This window comes from Acinetobacter sp. YH12201 (assembly GCF_013418145.1).
Classification (GTDB): domain Bacteria; phylum Pseudomonadota; class Gammaproteobacteria; order Pseudomonadales; family Moraxellaceae; genus Acinetobacter.
Genome location: NZ_VPCP01000077.1, coordinates 1 through 14,883 on the forward strand (window position 1 = coordinate 1; position 14,883 = coordinate 14,883).

17 protein-coding genes, 1 tRNA gene and 1 pseudogene are annotated in these 14,883 nt (G+C 38.6%); 9 read left to right on the plus strand and 10 right to left on the minus strand.

Annotated elements, in window-relative coordinates; all coding sequences use genetic code 11:
• The 3 genes and pseudogenes from FTU91_RS13215 to FTU91_RS13225 form a co-directional block, all read left to right on the plus strand.
• A pseudogene (locus tag FTU91_RS13215) lies at positions 1-105 on the plus strand (IS701 family transposase); the annotation flags it as partial.
• Positions 106-405: 300 nt separating this feature from the next.
• The gene (gene metK / locus FTU91_RS13220) at positions 406-1,572 is read left to right on the plus strand and encodes a methionine adenosyltransferase (protein WP_180043109.1); all 1,167 of its coding nucleotides are present in this window, start codon (positions 406-408) and stop codon (positions 1,570-1,572) included.
• Between the two features lie 114 nt (positions 1,573-1,686).
• Positions 1,687-1,998: a monooxygenase gene (locus tag FTU91_RS13225; RefSeq protein ID WP_180043110.1), complete on the plus strand. Its 312-nt coding sequence runs from the start codon at positions 1,687-1,689 to the stop codon at positions 1,996-1,998.
• 77 nt (positions 1,999-2,075) lie between these two features.
• Here the strand turns inward: FTU91_RS13225 and FTU91_RS16670 are convergent, their stop codons facing one another.
• Complete coding sequence (locus tag FTU91_RS16670) at positions 2,076-2,309, minus strand: hypothetical protein (RefSeq protein WP_086195071.1); 234 nt, start codon at positions 2,307-2,309, stop codon at positions 2,076-2,078.
• A gap of 309 nt (positions 2,310-2,618) precedes the next feature.
• Here FTU91_RS16670 and FTU91_RS13230 point away from each other — a divergent pair, with 309 nt between their 5' ends.
• The gene (locus FTU91_RS13230; protein WP_180043111.1) at positions 2,619-2,807 is read left to right on the plus strand and encodes a hypothetical protein; all 189 of its coding nucleotides are present in this window, start codon (positions 2,619-2,621) and stop codon (positions 2,805-2,807) included.
• On the opposite strand, the gene FTU91_RS13235 is transcribed toward FTU91_RS13230, so the two are convergent.
• Together FTU91_RS13235 and FTU91_RS13240 are read right to left on the minus strand one after the other, a co-directional pair.
• Positions 2,804-3,445 carry a LysE family transporter gene (locus tag FTU91_RS13235; protein ID WP_180043112.1) on the minus strand — a complete coding sequence of 214 codons (642 nt, stop codon included), beginning with the start codon at positions 3,443-3,445 and terminating at the stop codon, positions 2,804-2,806. The genes FTU91_RS13230 and FTU91_RS13235 overlap by 4 nt on opposite strands.
• A gap of 145 nt (positions 3,446-3,590) precedes the next feature.
• On the minus strand, positions 3,591-4,166 hold the full coding sequence (locus tag FTU91_RS13240; RefSeq protein WP_180043113.1) for an FxsA family protein: 576 nt from the start codon (positions 4,164-4,166) through the stop codon (positions 3,591-3,593).
• A gap of 122 nt (positions 4,167-4,288) precedes the next feature.
• Between FTU91_RS13240 and ruvC the strand changes: the two genes are divergently transcribed.
• Positions 4,289-4,834, plus strand: a complete 546-nt coding sequence (gene ruvC, locus FTU91_RS13245; RefSeq protein WP_086195067.1) for a crossover junction endodeoxyribonuclease RuvC — start codon at positions 4,289-4,291, stop codon at positions 4,832-4,834.
• A 6-nt stretch (positions 4,835-4,840) separates the two neighbouring features.
• On the opposite strand, the gene FTU91_RS13250 is transcribed toward ruvC, so the two are convergent.
• The 3 genes from FTU91_RS13250 to FTU91_RS13260 all read right to left on the minus strand — a co-directional run bounded on the left by FTU91_RS13250 (position 4,841) and on the right by FTU91_RS13260 (position 6,967).
• Positions 4,841-5,167, minus strand: a complete 327-nt coding sequence (locus tag FTU91_RS13250; protein ID WP_180043114.1) for a hypothetical protein — start codon at positions 5,165-5,167, stop codon at positions 4,841-4,843.
• A gap of 61 nt (positions 5,168-5,228) precedes the next feature.
• On the minus strand, positions 5,229-5,483 hold the full coding sequence (locus tag FTU91_RS13255; RefSeq protein WP_180043115.1) for an acylphosphatase: 255 nt from the start codon (positions 5,481-5,483) through the stop codon (positions 5,229-5,231).
• Between the two features lie 5 nt (positions 5,484-5,488).
• Positions 5,489-6,967, minus strand: a complete 1,479-nt coding sequence (locus tag FTU91_RS13260; protein ID WP_180043116.1) for an NAD(P)H-hydrate dehydratase — start codon at positions 6,965-6,967, stop codon at positions 5,489-5,491.
• A gap of 23 nt (positions 6,968-6,990) precedes the next feature.
• On the opposite strand from FTU91_RS13260, the gene queG reads away from it, so the two are divergent.
• Positions 6,991-8,103, plus strand: coding sequence for a tRNA epoxyqueuosine(34) reductase QueG (queG, locus tag FTU91_RS13265; protein WP_180082415.1), 1,113 nt, complete (start codon positions 6,991-6,993; stop codon positions 8,101-8,103).
• Between the two features lie 285 nt (positions 8,104-8,388).
• Entirely contained in the window at positions 8,389-9,378 is a 990-nt protein-coding gene (gene bioB, locus FTU91_RS13270) for a biotin synthase BioB (protein ID WP_180082417.1), read from the plus strand.
• A 42-nt stretch (positions 9,379-9,420) separates the two neighbouring features.
• Here the strand turns inward: bioB and FTU91_RS13275 are convergent, their stop codons facing one another.
• On the minus strand, positions 9,421-9,633 hold the full coding sequence (locus FTU91_RS13275) for a hypothetical protein (protein WP_180043118.1): 213 nt from the start codon (positions 9,631-9,633) through the stop codon (positions 9,421-9,423).
• A gap of 679 nt (positions 9,634-10,312) precedes the next feature.
• A tRNA-Ile gene (locus tag FTU91_RS13280) sits at positions 10,313-10,389 on the minus strand.
• Positions 10,390-11,320: 931 nt separating this feature from the next.
• On the opposite strand from FTU91_RS13280, the gene FTU91_RS13285 reads away from it, so the two are divergent.
• Positions 11,321-11,884, plus strand: coding sequence for a 1-acyl-sn-glycerol-3-phosphate acyltransferase (locus FTU91_RS13285; RefSeq protein ID WP_086195139.1), 564 nt, complete (start codon positions 11,321-11,323; stop codon positions 11,882-11,884).
• A gap of 112 nt (positions 11,885-11,996) precedes the next feature.
• Complete coding sequence (locus FTU91_RS13290; protein ID WP_086195054.1) at positions 11,997-12,746, plus strand: YebC/PmpR family DNA-binding transcriptional regulator; 750 nt, start codon at positions 11,997-11,999, stop codon at positions 12,744-12,746.
• 92 nt (positions 12,747-12,838) lie between these two features.
• Here the strand turns inward: FTU91_RS13290 and FTU91_RS13295 are convergent, their stop codons facing one another.
• Positions 12,839-13,309, minus strand: coding sequence for an Lrp/AsnC family transcriptional regulator (locus tag FTU91_RS13295; RefSeq protein WP_086195053.1), 471 nt, complete (start codon positions 13,307-13,309; stop codon positions 12,839-12,841).
• A gap of 386 nt (positions 13,310-13,695) precedes the next feature.
• A complete protein-coding gene (locus FTU91_RS13300) occupies positions 13,696-14,460 on the minus strand; it encodes a glutathione S-transferase family protein (RefSeq protein WP_180082419.1) in 765 nt (254 codons plus the stop codon).
• Positions 14,461-14,883 lie beyond the last annotated feature (423 nt).

Here is a 14,883-nt window from a genome sequence, read left to right on the forward strand (position 1 = left end):
GTATATCGTTGGCAGAAGAAATTATTTAGACCAATGATCAAAAACTTCATTGATGACTTTATTCTCGATAAAAATCATCTGCTACCACAGAGAATCTATAAATAATACTGCGTAAGTCCTAATATATATAAATTTTTAAATGATTAAATATATTTATAATCGTTTTTGATTAAATAGAAATGCTTTTGAAGCAAGGATTAAATATTTGCTTAAGCAAATTTTTGTTATAAGCAAAATTACTATTTCAGGCTCATTTTTAACGACTTATCAGTTTTTTAGATGCCCATATCAATTAAAAAGTCATTGAATTGAAATAAATTCATCCATTTTTATCGTCTAGAACTGGTCCAAAAGTCCAACTCGATGTAACATATTGCGTCTTTTGAATTAACTGTGATAGGACTTATGCGCGAGTACGCTGTATTTACCTCGGAATCTGTAAGCGAAGGCCATCCGGATAAAATGGCTGACCAAATCAGTGACGCTATTTTGGATGCAATCTTAAAAGAAGACCCTTATGCACGGGTTGCTTGTGAAACGCTTGTAAAAACGGGTGCGGTAGTACTTGCCGGTGAAATCACAACAACTGCTAACGTCGACTTTGAAGCAATCGTACGTCAAACCGTCAATGGTATTGGCTATCATCATTCTGACCTCGGTTTCGATGGTTCAACCTGTGCCGTGATCAACATGATCGGTAAACAGTCTCCTGAAATTGCTCAGGGTGTGGACCGCCAAAAACCTGAAGATCAGGGTGCCGGTGACCAAGGCTTGATGTTTGGTTATGCCAGCCGTGAAACTGACGTGTTAATGCCAGCTCCTATTTCATATGCACACCGCTTAATGGAAAAACAGGCTGAGTTACGTCGTAATGGCCGTTTACCTTGGTTACGTCCAGATGCGAAAAGTCAGGTGACTTTTGCCTATGAAAATGGCGTGCCTGTCCGTTTGGATGCTGTGGTACTTTCTACCCAGCACGATCCTGAAATTTCACAAGCCAACTTAAAAGAAGCTGTGATTGAAGAAATCGTGAAGAAAATCATTCCTGCCGAAATGTTCCATGCAGACACCAAATTCCACATCAACCCGACCGGGATGTTTGTGATTGGCGGTCCTGTAGGTGACTGTGGTTTAACTGGCCGTAAAATCATTGTCGATACTTACGGTGGTATGGCTCGTCACGGCGGCGGTGCTTTCTCTGGTAAAGATCCATCTAAAGTTGACCGTTCAGCAGCTTATGCCGGGCGTTATGTAGCGAAAAATATTGTAGCAGCTGGCCTAGCAGATAAATGTGAAATCCAGGTGTCTTATGCGATTGGTGTTGCTGAGCCAACTTCTATTTCAATCAATACATTTAACACAGCCAAAGTACCTGAAGAATTCATTATTCAATTGGTTCGTGAGCACTTTGACTTGCGTCCATACGGCATTACCCGCATGTTGAATCTGATTCAACCGATGTATAAGCAGACTGCTGCTTATGGTCACTTTGGCCGTCAAGGTTCAGATACTGCATTTACCTGGGAAAAAACCGATAAAGTGGAAGCACTTAAAGCCTCTGCCGGACTGTAATTTTTCCATAAAAAAGCCCACATTGTTGTGGGCTTTTTTATTTCTGCTTTAAAATAATATAGCAAAGACTACAATGTTATGATCAATCATCGTTTTATGGCATAGGATAAAAATATGGCTGTTATTCTTCAAGTTGACTTCCCTTCTCAAGGTCCATTTGGCGAGGAAATGAGTCAGGCCTATCAACAACTTGCTGAAAGCATTAATCAGGAAGATGGCATCTTATGGAAAATATGGACAGAAAATAGTGCCACCAAGGAAGCGGGCGGTATCTATTTATTTGACAGCCAAGCGAATGCAGAAAAATACTTAAATATGCACACTGCACGTCTGCAAAGTTTTGGCATCGATAATATTCGTGGAAAAATTTTTGAAGTGAATCTGGCTCTGTCTACCATCAATCAGGCAGACTTTTTAAATCCATAAAATCTAAAAGTTACTCAACAAAAAAATCCTGACGGTCAAAAATCAGGATTTTTTTCAATCACTCAAACTGAATTCTGTTATTGTCTAGTACTAATCACTTCCAGTACAGAAGGTTGCAGAGGAACATCTTGATGATCCTGTAAATAAACATGGCTAATTTTAAAAAGAATAACGGCTGCCAGACAGGTTAAAATACACAAAATCCAGAAACCATAAGGACTTCTTATATTATGTGAACCGCAACTACTACATTCCTTTTCAGTCGATTCAACAACTTTGTTACAACAGGCACAATGATATTGATATAGCATAGCTATGCTCCTACTATTTTTGTTTTTATTTTCCATCTTTTAGCACTAATGGACCGGAGTTTCAATAAAATATTAAGCCAGTCTTTTTGAGAATACAAGCTTATTGATCTATAAGTAAAGTCACCCAAGTAAAAATAGTTCCAGCACAAATTCAAGATACTAATTTTTATAAAAAAATAAAAACCTCAAAATAAAGAGTCCCTATTTGAAACACAAAACATCACCCTTAAATCTGTATATTTTAATCTTCTCCCTAAAGGCTCGTATTTTGAGTAAAATAACCCTGAATAACTTGAAAGGGAGGATCTTATGGTTCAACTGATTAAAAAAGGCGGCTTACGCGAACGTGCCAACCGTAGTCGCAGCTATAAAGGCTCAGAAAATACAGAAACGACCTTAAAACCCAATCGCTATTCTCAAGGCGAAAAAAATGAGGAAGTACGCACTGCTACTCCCTCATCTACTCCTGCGACTGATGCTATCAGCAAAGAGTATTAAAATATGGCAAGTACGTCATACCATAACCAGATGGCGAACATCAGAAATAACCCACCCGAAATCACATCAATATAACTGCCAGAACTCTGATAGGCCGTTTTAATTTTTGGCCTAGACAAAATCAGCATGAGCAAAGTAAAGACCAAAAAAGTTTGGATTGGGATAATAATGGCCAGCTGTGTTTTTAAATGGGTCGATGCGGATGAACTTAAGGCCAAAGAAAAGACACTACTAAAATAAATCAGCGTTTTAGGGTTGGAGAGATTGGTCAACAATCCCGATAAAAAATAATTTTGCGCATCTGATGTTGCAACCTGCTGACCATCCGTCTCTATGCCGGTGTGCTGTTTAAGGGTTGTTAAACCGCCATTCAGCATGGCCCAGCCCATCCGTGCCAGAAATAGCCCACCGACCAGCATTAAAATCTGTTGTATCCATGGAAATTGTTTAACCAGCACAGTAAAGCCCAGCAAGGTCAACACCACCCAAACCAGAATGCCGACTGAAATACCCAGAATAATCTTTAATGTATTGGCTCTTGAGGTCGATGCCGAACTTCTGGCAATCAATAAAACATCAGGTCCCGGGCTAAGCTGTGCAACAAAATGCAGTGCACAAATGGTCAAAAGCAGTGACATAGAAATAGTGGAGATTTTTAAAAAACGTATTATATCGTTTGTTTAATCTTTTGCATGATTGCAGCTTTAAATAATTTAGATAAAAATTCAGAACATAAAAAAGCCGAAGCATGATGATTCGGCTTAAAAAATATCATTTTAAAAATTATTTTTTCACATCTTTCAATTCAATTTTTTTCGCTTCAGGTGTTACTTCACGTGCTTCACCATCAATGATGCTGGAATCGCGATGCTGTGAACCGCCTTGCTGCATGCCTTGCATTTGACGCATTAAATCCGCAAATGGGTTTTGACCTTGAGCATCACCGCTCATGCCATTCATGTTGCCCATCATGCCACCCATCATTTTATCCATCATGGCTTGCTGACGTTTGGCCATGGTTTTCATCATGACATTTTTAAAGGCATTCTGCACCCCTGGAATCAAAATTAACAATGCCAAAACATCGGTAATTAAACCTGGAATCAGCAGGAAAAAACCGGCCAGAATTTTAGGCAAATTATTGGTCAATGCAGGATCGCCACTCATTTGTCCCATTTGCATTTGCTGCATTTGTGGCATTAAACCCGCTGAATATTTACGAATCAGGTTCATCCCGATAAAGAAGGCAATCACAAACCAGAAAAATACGTACCACATGCTGCCGACGAGGTCACCCACGCCAATCCAGACAAAAACTTCCAGGATTAAGCCAACCAGTACAATAAGAAATAATTTCATAAAAATTAATCTAATCTCAACAAAATGAATAAGGTGTAGTCATTAACTGCTTAATCACTATCAAGCTTTTTTGCTACGCTTATGTAACAATATGGGCATTATTTTATTTTTAAAGGCTTTGCATGTCATTAATTATCGGTATTGACCCCGGTTCACGCTTAACAGGTTATGGCATTATCGAAAAAGATGGGCAAAAATTAACATTTGTAGATGCAGGAACCATTCGTACCGAAACCCCGGAAATGCCTGAACGCTTGAAACGGATTTTTGCAGGTGTGGAACGGATTGTTAAATTTCATGGCCCTACCGAAGCCGCAGTCGAACAGGTGTTTATGGCACAAAACCCGGACTCTGCTTTAAAGCTGGGACAAGCCCGTGGCGCAGCCATTGCTGCCTTGGTAAATCTGGATTTACAGGTAGCCGAATATACTGCCCGTCAAATCAAGCAGTCTGTGGTCGGTTATGGCGCAGCAGATAAAGAGCAGGTACAAATGATGGTGATGCGGATTTTAAATTTAAGCATCAAACCACAGCAGGATGCTGCCGATGCCCTGGCTGCTGCGATTTGTCATGCCCATGCTTCAGGCAGCATGAGTAAAATGGCGGTGCTGAATGCTTTAGGGGGTATGGCCCGTGGTCGTAGCCGTTACAGCGGTAGAAGACGTTAAGCATGTTTAAAGATAAGGTGCAAAATCCTGACGCATTTCCCGGATCGAGGGTTGCTTGCTATAGGTAAAAGTTATTCTCTGTCCAAAGTTCCTGATGTTCTTTTTTTGGTTTGGATCAATTCGAATCAAGATTCGTTCTTCGAACTGATCATGCCTATTGTGCTCACCGATAACAATCACACCATTTCTTTCAATAACTTTATATGGGCTAAATTCTTTTTGCACAATGTCTTTAAATGATCTGCTCGCCGTACCCGTATCAGCGCGCTGCGTATAAATGACGATGAATATACATACGATCACGACTATAGCCACTATCAGATATTTATCCATCTTTCCCTCTTAGATCATTATTCTGGTCAAGTTTCCATTTAATACAATATTTTAAAATCTTTCAGATTCGAATCTGGCTGGGCTGGTGTGTTTGAATAATTCGTGAAACTTCTGCCCGACTCGGTCCTAGCCAACTTCGTTGCAAAAGCTCCTGAATAGTCAGTTCATCACCGCCAACCATGGCCTCCACTTCACCAGTGGAGAGATTTTTCACATAACCTTTCAACTCTAATTCTTCAACCTGCTGTGCAAGCCCACGACGATAACCGACACCTTGAACCTTGCCCTGAATAATCAGTTTAACTGCCCTATTCATTGACCCTATCCTTGGTTCACCACATGATAAATTGCTGCATGCATATAATGGGCCTGTAAACCGCGTATGCCTTGCTCCGCCAGCCAATCCCCCGCCAAGGCATGCAAAGTTACAATTTCATGCAGCTGGATTTTCCCGGCAAATTGCGCCTTTAAACTGGCAGCCATACCCGCCAAGACATCGCCCATACCGCCAGTTCCCATACCGGCATTTCCGGCGGTACAAATCCACAGCTGATCTTGCAGAATTAAACTGCCTGAACCTTTCAGTACCCATTGTCCGGCATATTTTTCCTGAAGGGCATGTATCGCTGCGACTCGATCATTTTCAACATCTTTGACTGAACACCCCAACAATTTTGCTGCCTCACCCGAATGAGGTGTGGCATAACTATTTGCTTTTAATATGTCGGGATGCTCCGCTAAGAACCACAATGCATCGGCATCCAGCACCACATGTAAATGGTCAACTGAATTTAACTTCGGAAACCATTTAAAATAGTGCTGTTCTGACCATGCATCACGGCCAAGTCCCATGCCAAAACTGACGGCATCAACATGATCTAATAATTGCTGAATCTCGACTTTGGTCAAGACATTAATATCTCGCAGCATGATATTGGGTGAACGTGCCAAAATTGCAGTGTGATGTTTTTCATGACAGACAATGGTGACTTTGCCCGCCCCGGCACTAAACGCAGATTCAGCCGCCATCATTACTGCACCACCCATATTTTCATGGCCACCAACGACCAACACATGACCATAACTACCTTTATGACCAAAAGCTTGGCGTTGCGGTAAATGAATACTCTGCGATGAAAGCTGGGCAATGGGCTTTAATTCAGCATCGGTAGGAATCAGGGAAATCACCTCCACCTGTCCGGCAAACTCTTTGCCTTGTCCGGTAAAGAGTCCAGCTTTCAAGCCCAAAGCTGTATAGGTATAATCTGCCTTAATGGCGCAGGGTAAGGGCTGACCACTATTTGCTTGTAAGCCGCTTGGAATATCAATGGCGATTTTCAGGCCTGTTTCAGCATTGATACTTTGAATGATCTGTTGCCAGTCTGCCCCCAGTTCCCGGTTTAAGCCGATGCCAAATAGTGCATCAATATAACCATCATATTTTTTTTGAAATGCAAACCCTGCATAAATGTTGATTTCAGTACTTACTGCCTCCTGATAGGCAGTGTTCAAATCTTTGGATGCACCCAATTCAGCAGCATAAATATCTACATCAAAACCATATTGTTTTAAATATTTAGCCGTCAGATAACCATCTCCGGCATTATTGCCCTGTCCACAGCAGACCGCAATATTTCGGATATTTTGTCGCTGAAAAATGGGAACTAAGCGCTGCGCAATCATCCAGGCCACTTGCTGCATTAAGCCATAAGAACTGTTTTGCTTGGCAAACCAGCGTTGCTCCCAAGCTTGAATACTTTGGCTATGATAAACAGGGCTATGGTAAACTTGCTGAGGCATTGTTCTTCCTTTTTTATATCATTATGGCTTCATCCGCAGCATCACAAAAAATTCCTTTAGATCAAACCGATCCTGAAGCGCTGAAAGCGTGGATTAAAGCACAGGCGTTGCAATTAGGTTTTAGTGATTGTGTCATTGCCAAACCGGATGCTCAAGAAGAATTACCACGTTTTCAAGAATATTTGAAACGTGGCTACCATGGCGACATGAAATTTCTAGAAGAAAACCTGGAAAAACGGGCTGATCCGACTTTACTAGTGCCGGGGACCAAAAGCATTATCTGTGTCCGGATGAACTACTTGGTGGAAACACCCAAGCCACGTTATGTCCCGGATGAACCAAATGCCGCCATCATTGCACGTTATGCGCGTGGTCGAGATTATCATAAAACCATGCGTGGCCGTCTCAAAACATTAGCCAGCAAAATTCGGGAAAAAGTGGGAGATTTTGAATCTCGTCCCTTTGCCGACTCTGCTCCCATCTTTGAAAAATCTTTGGCTGAAAATGCCGGCATGGGCTGGACCGGAAAACACACCTTACTGATCCATAAAAAATCAGGTTCATTTTTTGTTTTAGGTGAATTGTTCACCTCGCTGGATTTGCCTTTTGATGCTCCAGCCAGCAAACACTGTGGCTCGTGTACAGCGTGTATTGATATTTGCCCAACCCAAGCCATTGTTGAACCCTATATGCTCGATGCACGTAAATGTATTGCCTATTTGACCATTGAATATCAAGGCATTATTCCTGAAGAATTACGCCGTGGCATCGGTAACCGCGTGTTTGGCTGTGATGATTGCCAGCTGATCTGTCCCTGGAACAGCTTTGCCAAGAAAGCCACTATTGAAGATTTTAATCCGCGACATGGTTTAGATCAGGTGAGTTTACTGGACTTATGGCATTGGGATGAACAGACTTTTTTAGCCCATACCGAAGGCAGCCCACTACGGCGCACTGGTTACCAAAGCTTTATGCGTAATATTGCCATTGGTTTGGGCAATGCACCTTTTTCCACAGAAATTATGGAAACTTTAAAGCAAACTCGCGACCAGCATGATGAGATTGTGCAAGTCCATATTGACTGGGCAATTCAAGAACATCTGGCCAAATCCAGTTCCATACTGAGCCAAAATTAACAGCTATTGCTCCAGTTTTTTAATTTCAAGATACTGACAAAGTTTTACCTTAATAAAAAACATAAACTCCAGATCAGGACAAAATTATAAAAACAATAAAAAAACTTTGCAGTGATATTTATAGTAAATAGCTTCAATTTGCTACTAAATATACAATCTTACAATTACTATAAACTTTAAAAATCAATCGTTAGATGCTATTAAATTTGGTCGTTTATGCCTTTGGATTTGGCATAAATTATGTATGATAAAAGTAATAATGAAGATATTTATGGAATTTCACTAATGAATGTACGTAATGACTGGACACGAGAAGAAATTCAGGATTTATATAACCAGCCTTTTTTAGATCTGGTTTTTGAAGCACAGCGCATTCATCGTGAACATTTTGCTGCAAATACCATTCAGGTCAGTACACTACTTTCGATCAAAACAGGTAAATGCCCGGAAGACTGTAAGTATTGTTCACAATCGGCGCATTATGATTCGAAACTTGAAGCCGAAAAACGTATTGCCGTGGATAAAGTGATTCAGGAAGCCAAAGAAGCGCTTGCTTCTGGTTCATCTCGTTTCTGCATGGGTGCAGCATGGCGTAATCCACATGAACACGATATGCCTTATGTACTGGAAATGGTACGGGAAGTAAAATCCTTGGGTCTGGAAACCTGCATGACTTTAGGCATGCTCAACCAGTCGCAAGCAGAACGTTTAAAAGATGCAGGGCTAGACTATTACAACCACAATCTAGATACCTCACGTGAATATTATTCCAATGTGATCAGTACCCGTACCTTTGATGACCGCTTAAATACTCTGGATTTTGTCCGTCAAGCTGGCATGAAAGTGTGTAGTGGCGGAATTGTCGGTTTGGGTGAAAGCAGCCAGGACCGTATTGGTTTATTGCATGAGTTAGCGACTTTAGCGATTCATCCTGAATCAGTACCCATCAATATGCTAGTGCCAATTGAAGGTACGCCACTGGCTGATGTGGAAAAACTAGATGTGACTGAATGGATTCGTACCATTGCAGTTGCCCGGATTATTATGCCTAAAAGCTATATTCGCCTGTCTGCAGGGCGAGAGTCTTTGTCCGATTCTGATCAGGCACTGGCTTTTATGGCAGGTGCCAACTCGCTTTTCTCAGGTGAGAAACTCTTGACCACACCGAATGCCGGTGAAGGTAAGGACAGACAGTTATTTAACAAGTTAGGTTTAATCGCAGAAAAAGCCAAACCAACAGTCAAAGAACTCTCTGTAGATGCAATGGCTAGTTAAACTGAGCAAATTCTAAAAAAGCCCTTTTAGGGCTTTTTTTATTTAACCCGAGGTAATTAACATGCCATAACGTGTATTTAAATAATTTCCCCGACGAATGATATCTGCTCCATTGGCATGGTAAACCACCAACTCCTGAGTAAAAGTGTCATGACTGAACGAATCAAAACAATCCTGATGATGACTTAACCAAACCAAAGTGTCTGCTAATTGATCAGTGACAATATAAGTATCTGCAGTAAAATCAATGCTCATAACTACAATTTTAAATAGGTCTAAATTGGTAGTTTAATCTTTTTTTCAATTGTTTCTAAGAACTAAAAAGTGAGCCCGAAGCTCACTTTGTAATGATCCCCATAGTTTCATTTAAAGCGGTTTATTGATGCCACACTTTCTGCATTCTTTATGTTCTCCGATCTCTTCCATATGCTCATACTCATACACATGTAAGCAAAATAATTTCATAAGTAATTGAAGCATTTTCTAAACTCCATCATTGTTTATTTTTTAAGTTCAGCTTCTATAATCTGATATTTCATCCTGAAACACCAAAGTGATCAAAAAAAGATCACGGTTATTTATTAACATATTTTTATGATAATTCAAATAACTTAACTCTAATTTTTAAGAAAATTACAAAATAAAATTCACTTAAGTGCTAAAGAGACGAGACTATCCTCAAAGGCAAGAAATTTTAATCAATCAATAATTTTAGTTTCTAGAAAAACCTTAATAAAGCAATATAAAACAATAGGTTATTAAAAATAAAGACTATAATATGAATATGTAATTTTTGACTATCTAAGAAATAAAAGCTTCTTAATGAGACTTTTTTATTGCCTACCCTGCTTACACCATTTATTTTTGATTGCTTACATAGGATTTAGAATTAAAAAAGCACTCAAGAGAATTACTCTTAAGTGCTTGATTTATTTGGTGGGCCCAGACAGACTTGAACTGTCGACCAACGGATTATGAGTCCGCTGCTCTAACCAACTGAGCTATAGGCCCTGATAAGCTGAATTTGTTATATATCAACAAGTTCAAGCTAGGCAATACTAACGAAGATTTTTTCAAAAAACAAGCATTTTTACTTTCACTTGCACAGTAACACAACAATTACTGAGCATATTTTAAAGGAGGATTATTTTTCCTTAGACTCCACCCCACCCTCCTGTGAACAGATTGTAAGTTTTATAGCTAAAAACCTTTATAGTAAGTGTTTGAAAGATTCAAATGAGAGCTAATATTTCACTCCTATAAATTAAGAAGAGTAAAACTTAAAAAACAGAATGATTAATACACAATTTTAAATATTCAACACCTTTTAAATGAATGATTGTGGACTATAATTTTTTAAAAATGCAAAAATTAAATCCTCATCCACTCACGTTTTTGAAATTCAAATCATGTGAAAAAGATGAAAATCTTATACCTAAAAAGTATTACTTTAATTTTTATTTAGATTGGGAAGAAATATTTTTTAAAATCCAACTATAAAGATTTTTCCAGCTTCGACTGCAAATCACTGCTAAAGACTGCGTTCTTTTTGCTCTTCAATGCGAATTTCGATTAAAGACCATACAACAACCAGCATAAACAAACAAAATGCTAATAGAAAAGTCGAAACATACATCATTCTTTTCAATCCTCATTAAACCTAGGCCACATCGCGCCCTGTGTTTAAAAAATTTTATCTTCGACAAAAGTCTAATAGGTATTTTTTCATCTGAATAGTCACTATTTAGTCTTATTTTATATAACTTGATACATATTAAATCTTTAAGCTTAAGATTTAATATATAAAAGCAATTAATACACATATTTCATCCATCATATAATGCGTATCCATTTGGTTATTTTTAATTCATTAACACTTGACTACATACAAGAACAGGCAGAAATTAGCCAACTTTCATATAGTCAAATATCCCCTACATTCATGTTAAAAAAATTTATCGGTGAATCTGCATTTAAACTTGCAGGATGGAAATATCATGTTGAACCAGATGTACTTGAAGATAAGCAGGTTATTGTTGGATTTGAACATACATCCATGATGGATGCCGTGCTTTCACTGGCACTATTCCAGATTTATGATATAAAAATTCATACCCTGATTAAAAAAGAATTATTTAAAGGTCCCATGAAGCCTTTATTAGAAGCTATTGGGGGAATTTCTGTTGATCGAAAAGCAAATCAGGATATTGTTTCACTTATGGTTGAGCATTTTCAGCAGAATGAAAAATTCAATCTGGTGATTGCACCTGAAGCGACCCGTGCCAAAACGGGTGAATCTAGAAAGCCCATCCGTACAGGTTTTTGGTATATTGCCAAAGCCGCTGGTGTACCTATTGTTTTAATGTATGCCAATTCGCAAACCAAAGAAGGTGGTATTTTAGGCAAGATTTATCCAACAGAAATTAATCACGACCTGGCTTTGTTAAAACAGCTTTACAGAGAAAAAGTTGGACTGGATATTGTGATCCCTGAACCTAAAAACTAGTTGCTATTTGTTTAAAAACTCAAAATCTAGCTCTTTCTAAGAAAAAAGGGCTTATGGTAGAATTTGCATAATCTGATAGGCATAAGGCCAATCTACAAGGAGCATATTTCGCATGGCGGGTCATTCCAAGTGGGCTAATACTAAGCATCGTAAAGCAAAACAAGATGCGAGCCGCGCTAAAGTATTCACAAAATTCATTCGTGAAATTGTTACAGCTGCCCGTTTAGGCGGCGGTGATGTTGCGTCTAACCCACGTTTACGTGCTGTCGTTGAAAAAGCATTAGTCGCAAATATGACACGTGATACCATCAACCGTGCAATCCAGCGCGGTGTTGGCGGTGAAGAAAATGCCGATTTAAAAGAAATCACTTATGAAGGTTATGGTGTAGGAGGTGTTGCAGTTATTATTGAAACAATGACTGATAACTTAAACCGTACTGTGCCTGATGTTCGTCACTGTTTCTCTAAAACTGATGGTAACTTAGGTACTGCTGGCTCAGTTGCTTATATGTTTACTAAACGCGGTGAGATTACTTTTGAAGATGTTTCTTTAGAAGATCAAATCATGGATGTGGCTTTAGAAGCAGGTGCTGAAGATATTGAAGTTGATGAAGATGAAATCTTGGTCATTACCACTCCGGAAAGTTTTGGTACAGTTCAAGATGCTTTAGCCGCTGCCGGTCTTAAATCTGACAATGCTGAAGTTGTGATGAACCCTTCAACTAAAGCCTTAATTTCAGATATCGATCAAGCGAAAAAAATCGTCAAAATGATTGATATGTTTGAAGATCTGGATGATGTTCAAAACGTTTATACCAACGTTGAATTCACAGAAGAAGTGTTAGCTCAATTAGATGATTAATTCTTTTTCCACATAAAAAAACGCACCTGATGGTGCGTTTTTTATGTGCTTTAAAGGCATTTTTATATAAAACTGCTACCTAAACTATAATTTCAAACCCGGTTCAGTAAGCCACTACAATTCAATACCTTGTATTCCTTAATCACAAAACTGGAATGTAATGCAACCACATGCTCAATTTTACCGATGCGTTTTAACAGAATTTCACTATAATTTTCCATATCTTTAGCCACCACTTCGACAATAAAGTCGGCGGATTGCCCGGTCACTAAAAAAGCCTTAATGACTTCAGGAATGCTTTCCAGTTCTTCTAAAAACTTGGCAAAAGTATCCGTATCATGTTTATTTAAAGACACCTGCAAGAGCACATGTAAACTGAAACCCAGCTTGGCATAGTTAATATCACGCTTTAAATGGGTCATGATATTGGCTTCAATCAGATGCTTGATCCGTCGATGAACCGAACTCACTGAGAGGTTAATACGCTCAGAAAGCTCATTCAAATTGACATCTTCATGACTCAATATTTCAAGAATCTGTTTATCAAAACGATCTAGTTCCATTTTGTACTCTTTTCAATAATCGATAGCTACGCAAAATATTACATTAGCTTTGTGATATAGCAATTATTTATTTTTCACAAAATTTTAAGATTATGAAAATATTTTCCATAAGCCTTCCAGCTCATAAAGAAAGATCTTGACGCCTACTTAAAGTACCCTGAGCCACTCAAAAATAAAAAACACTCAATGTTAATTTTAATTATATATTAAAGACTTATATCGAATTTAACACTCATTCAGTCAAGTGTCCTGCTCCGGATCATCACTCATCTTTTATATTTGAATAGAAATAGATTAAAAGGAAGATGTTCGACCAAAACAAAAAAATACAGTCATTTGATTTGCAATAATACGCGCTATAGAGTGCGTATTATTATCGCTGGCTTTTAAACTCCACGCCAATCGACCCGTGCATTCCGTTCAGTGTGATAGATACGCAGCACATATTGTCCCAAGGGTAATGCCATTAAATGTTCTTTATACTGTCGAAATTCTTCAGATAAAGTTTCGCCCTGTTCTTTTTCCCAAGGTGTCCCGGGAATTTCCAGAATAGGTGCAAGCATCGAACAGACCGCAATATCAGCAAGGCCAAGACGTTCACCGACAAAATAACGCCCATGATTCTCTATCAATCTTGCATTTAAATTCTGGATGATGCTATCCATCTGCTGTTTAGATTCGGCCACCTTGTCTGCATTTAGTTGATAGCCTTTGGAAAGTAAGGCTTTGATAAGGGGTTTGGAATATTTTTCAAACTGGCGTAGATATCCCTTTTCACCAATTAAAATATCTAAGGATTCTTCACTTTCCGACAAGGTATGGGCAAGCCCCCAACGGCGCACATGTCTACCCAGTTCGTTAGCAAGCCCATTGATTTCCAAAGCCAAGTGACGTTGTTGTGGATCGGCACGCAATAAAGAGTGTTCCGGATATACCTCATCCAGATATAAAGCTATTTCAGTCGAGTCGGCAATCCAAAGATCTTGATCACGTAAAATAGGCAATTTGTTCTGCCCTGTTTTTAGCTGTGCAAAAGCACGATGTACACCTGGCACCAAATTTTGTGCGACATAATCCAATTCTTTATGATCGAGCAACCAGCGCGCTTTTTCACAAAAATGAGATAAAGGAAACTGGTATAAAATTCGCATAAAAACTCCGCTTTTATTTTTTTAGTTCTGCCAAGTCAAAACCATCTAATTCAGTCGGATACTTTAGTCACCCTATCCCGGAATTACAATGTGCTTTTTATCCAAAATATCATCTTGGTACTATTAGTCATACGCTTTTTATTTTTATACATTTTTTTGTCTTGATTATCTTTAAAGCAGATATAAACCCATAAACTTCAAAAAATAAATGTTTAAAAAAATTCAAATCATGTTGTTTTTTAAACACTTAATATATGCAAAATAAATAAAAATCTTGCAGTTTTTATCTTAAACAGCTTTGTACACGACAAAAAAAGATAACTCATTGAAATAATGGCATAATACTTGTTTTCTGACGACGAATATGATGACACATTTCAATGAGTTACATCTCATCTTAAACAAATATCTAAAGTGGAACAA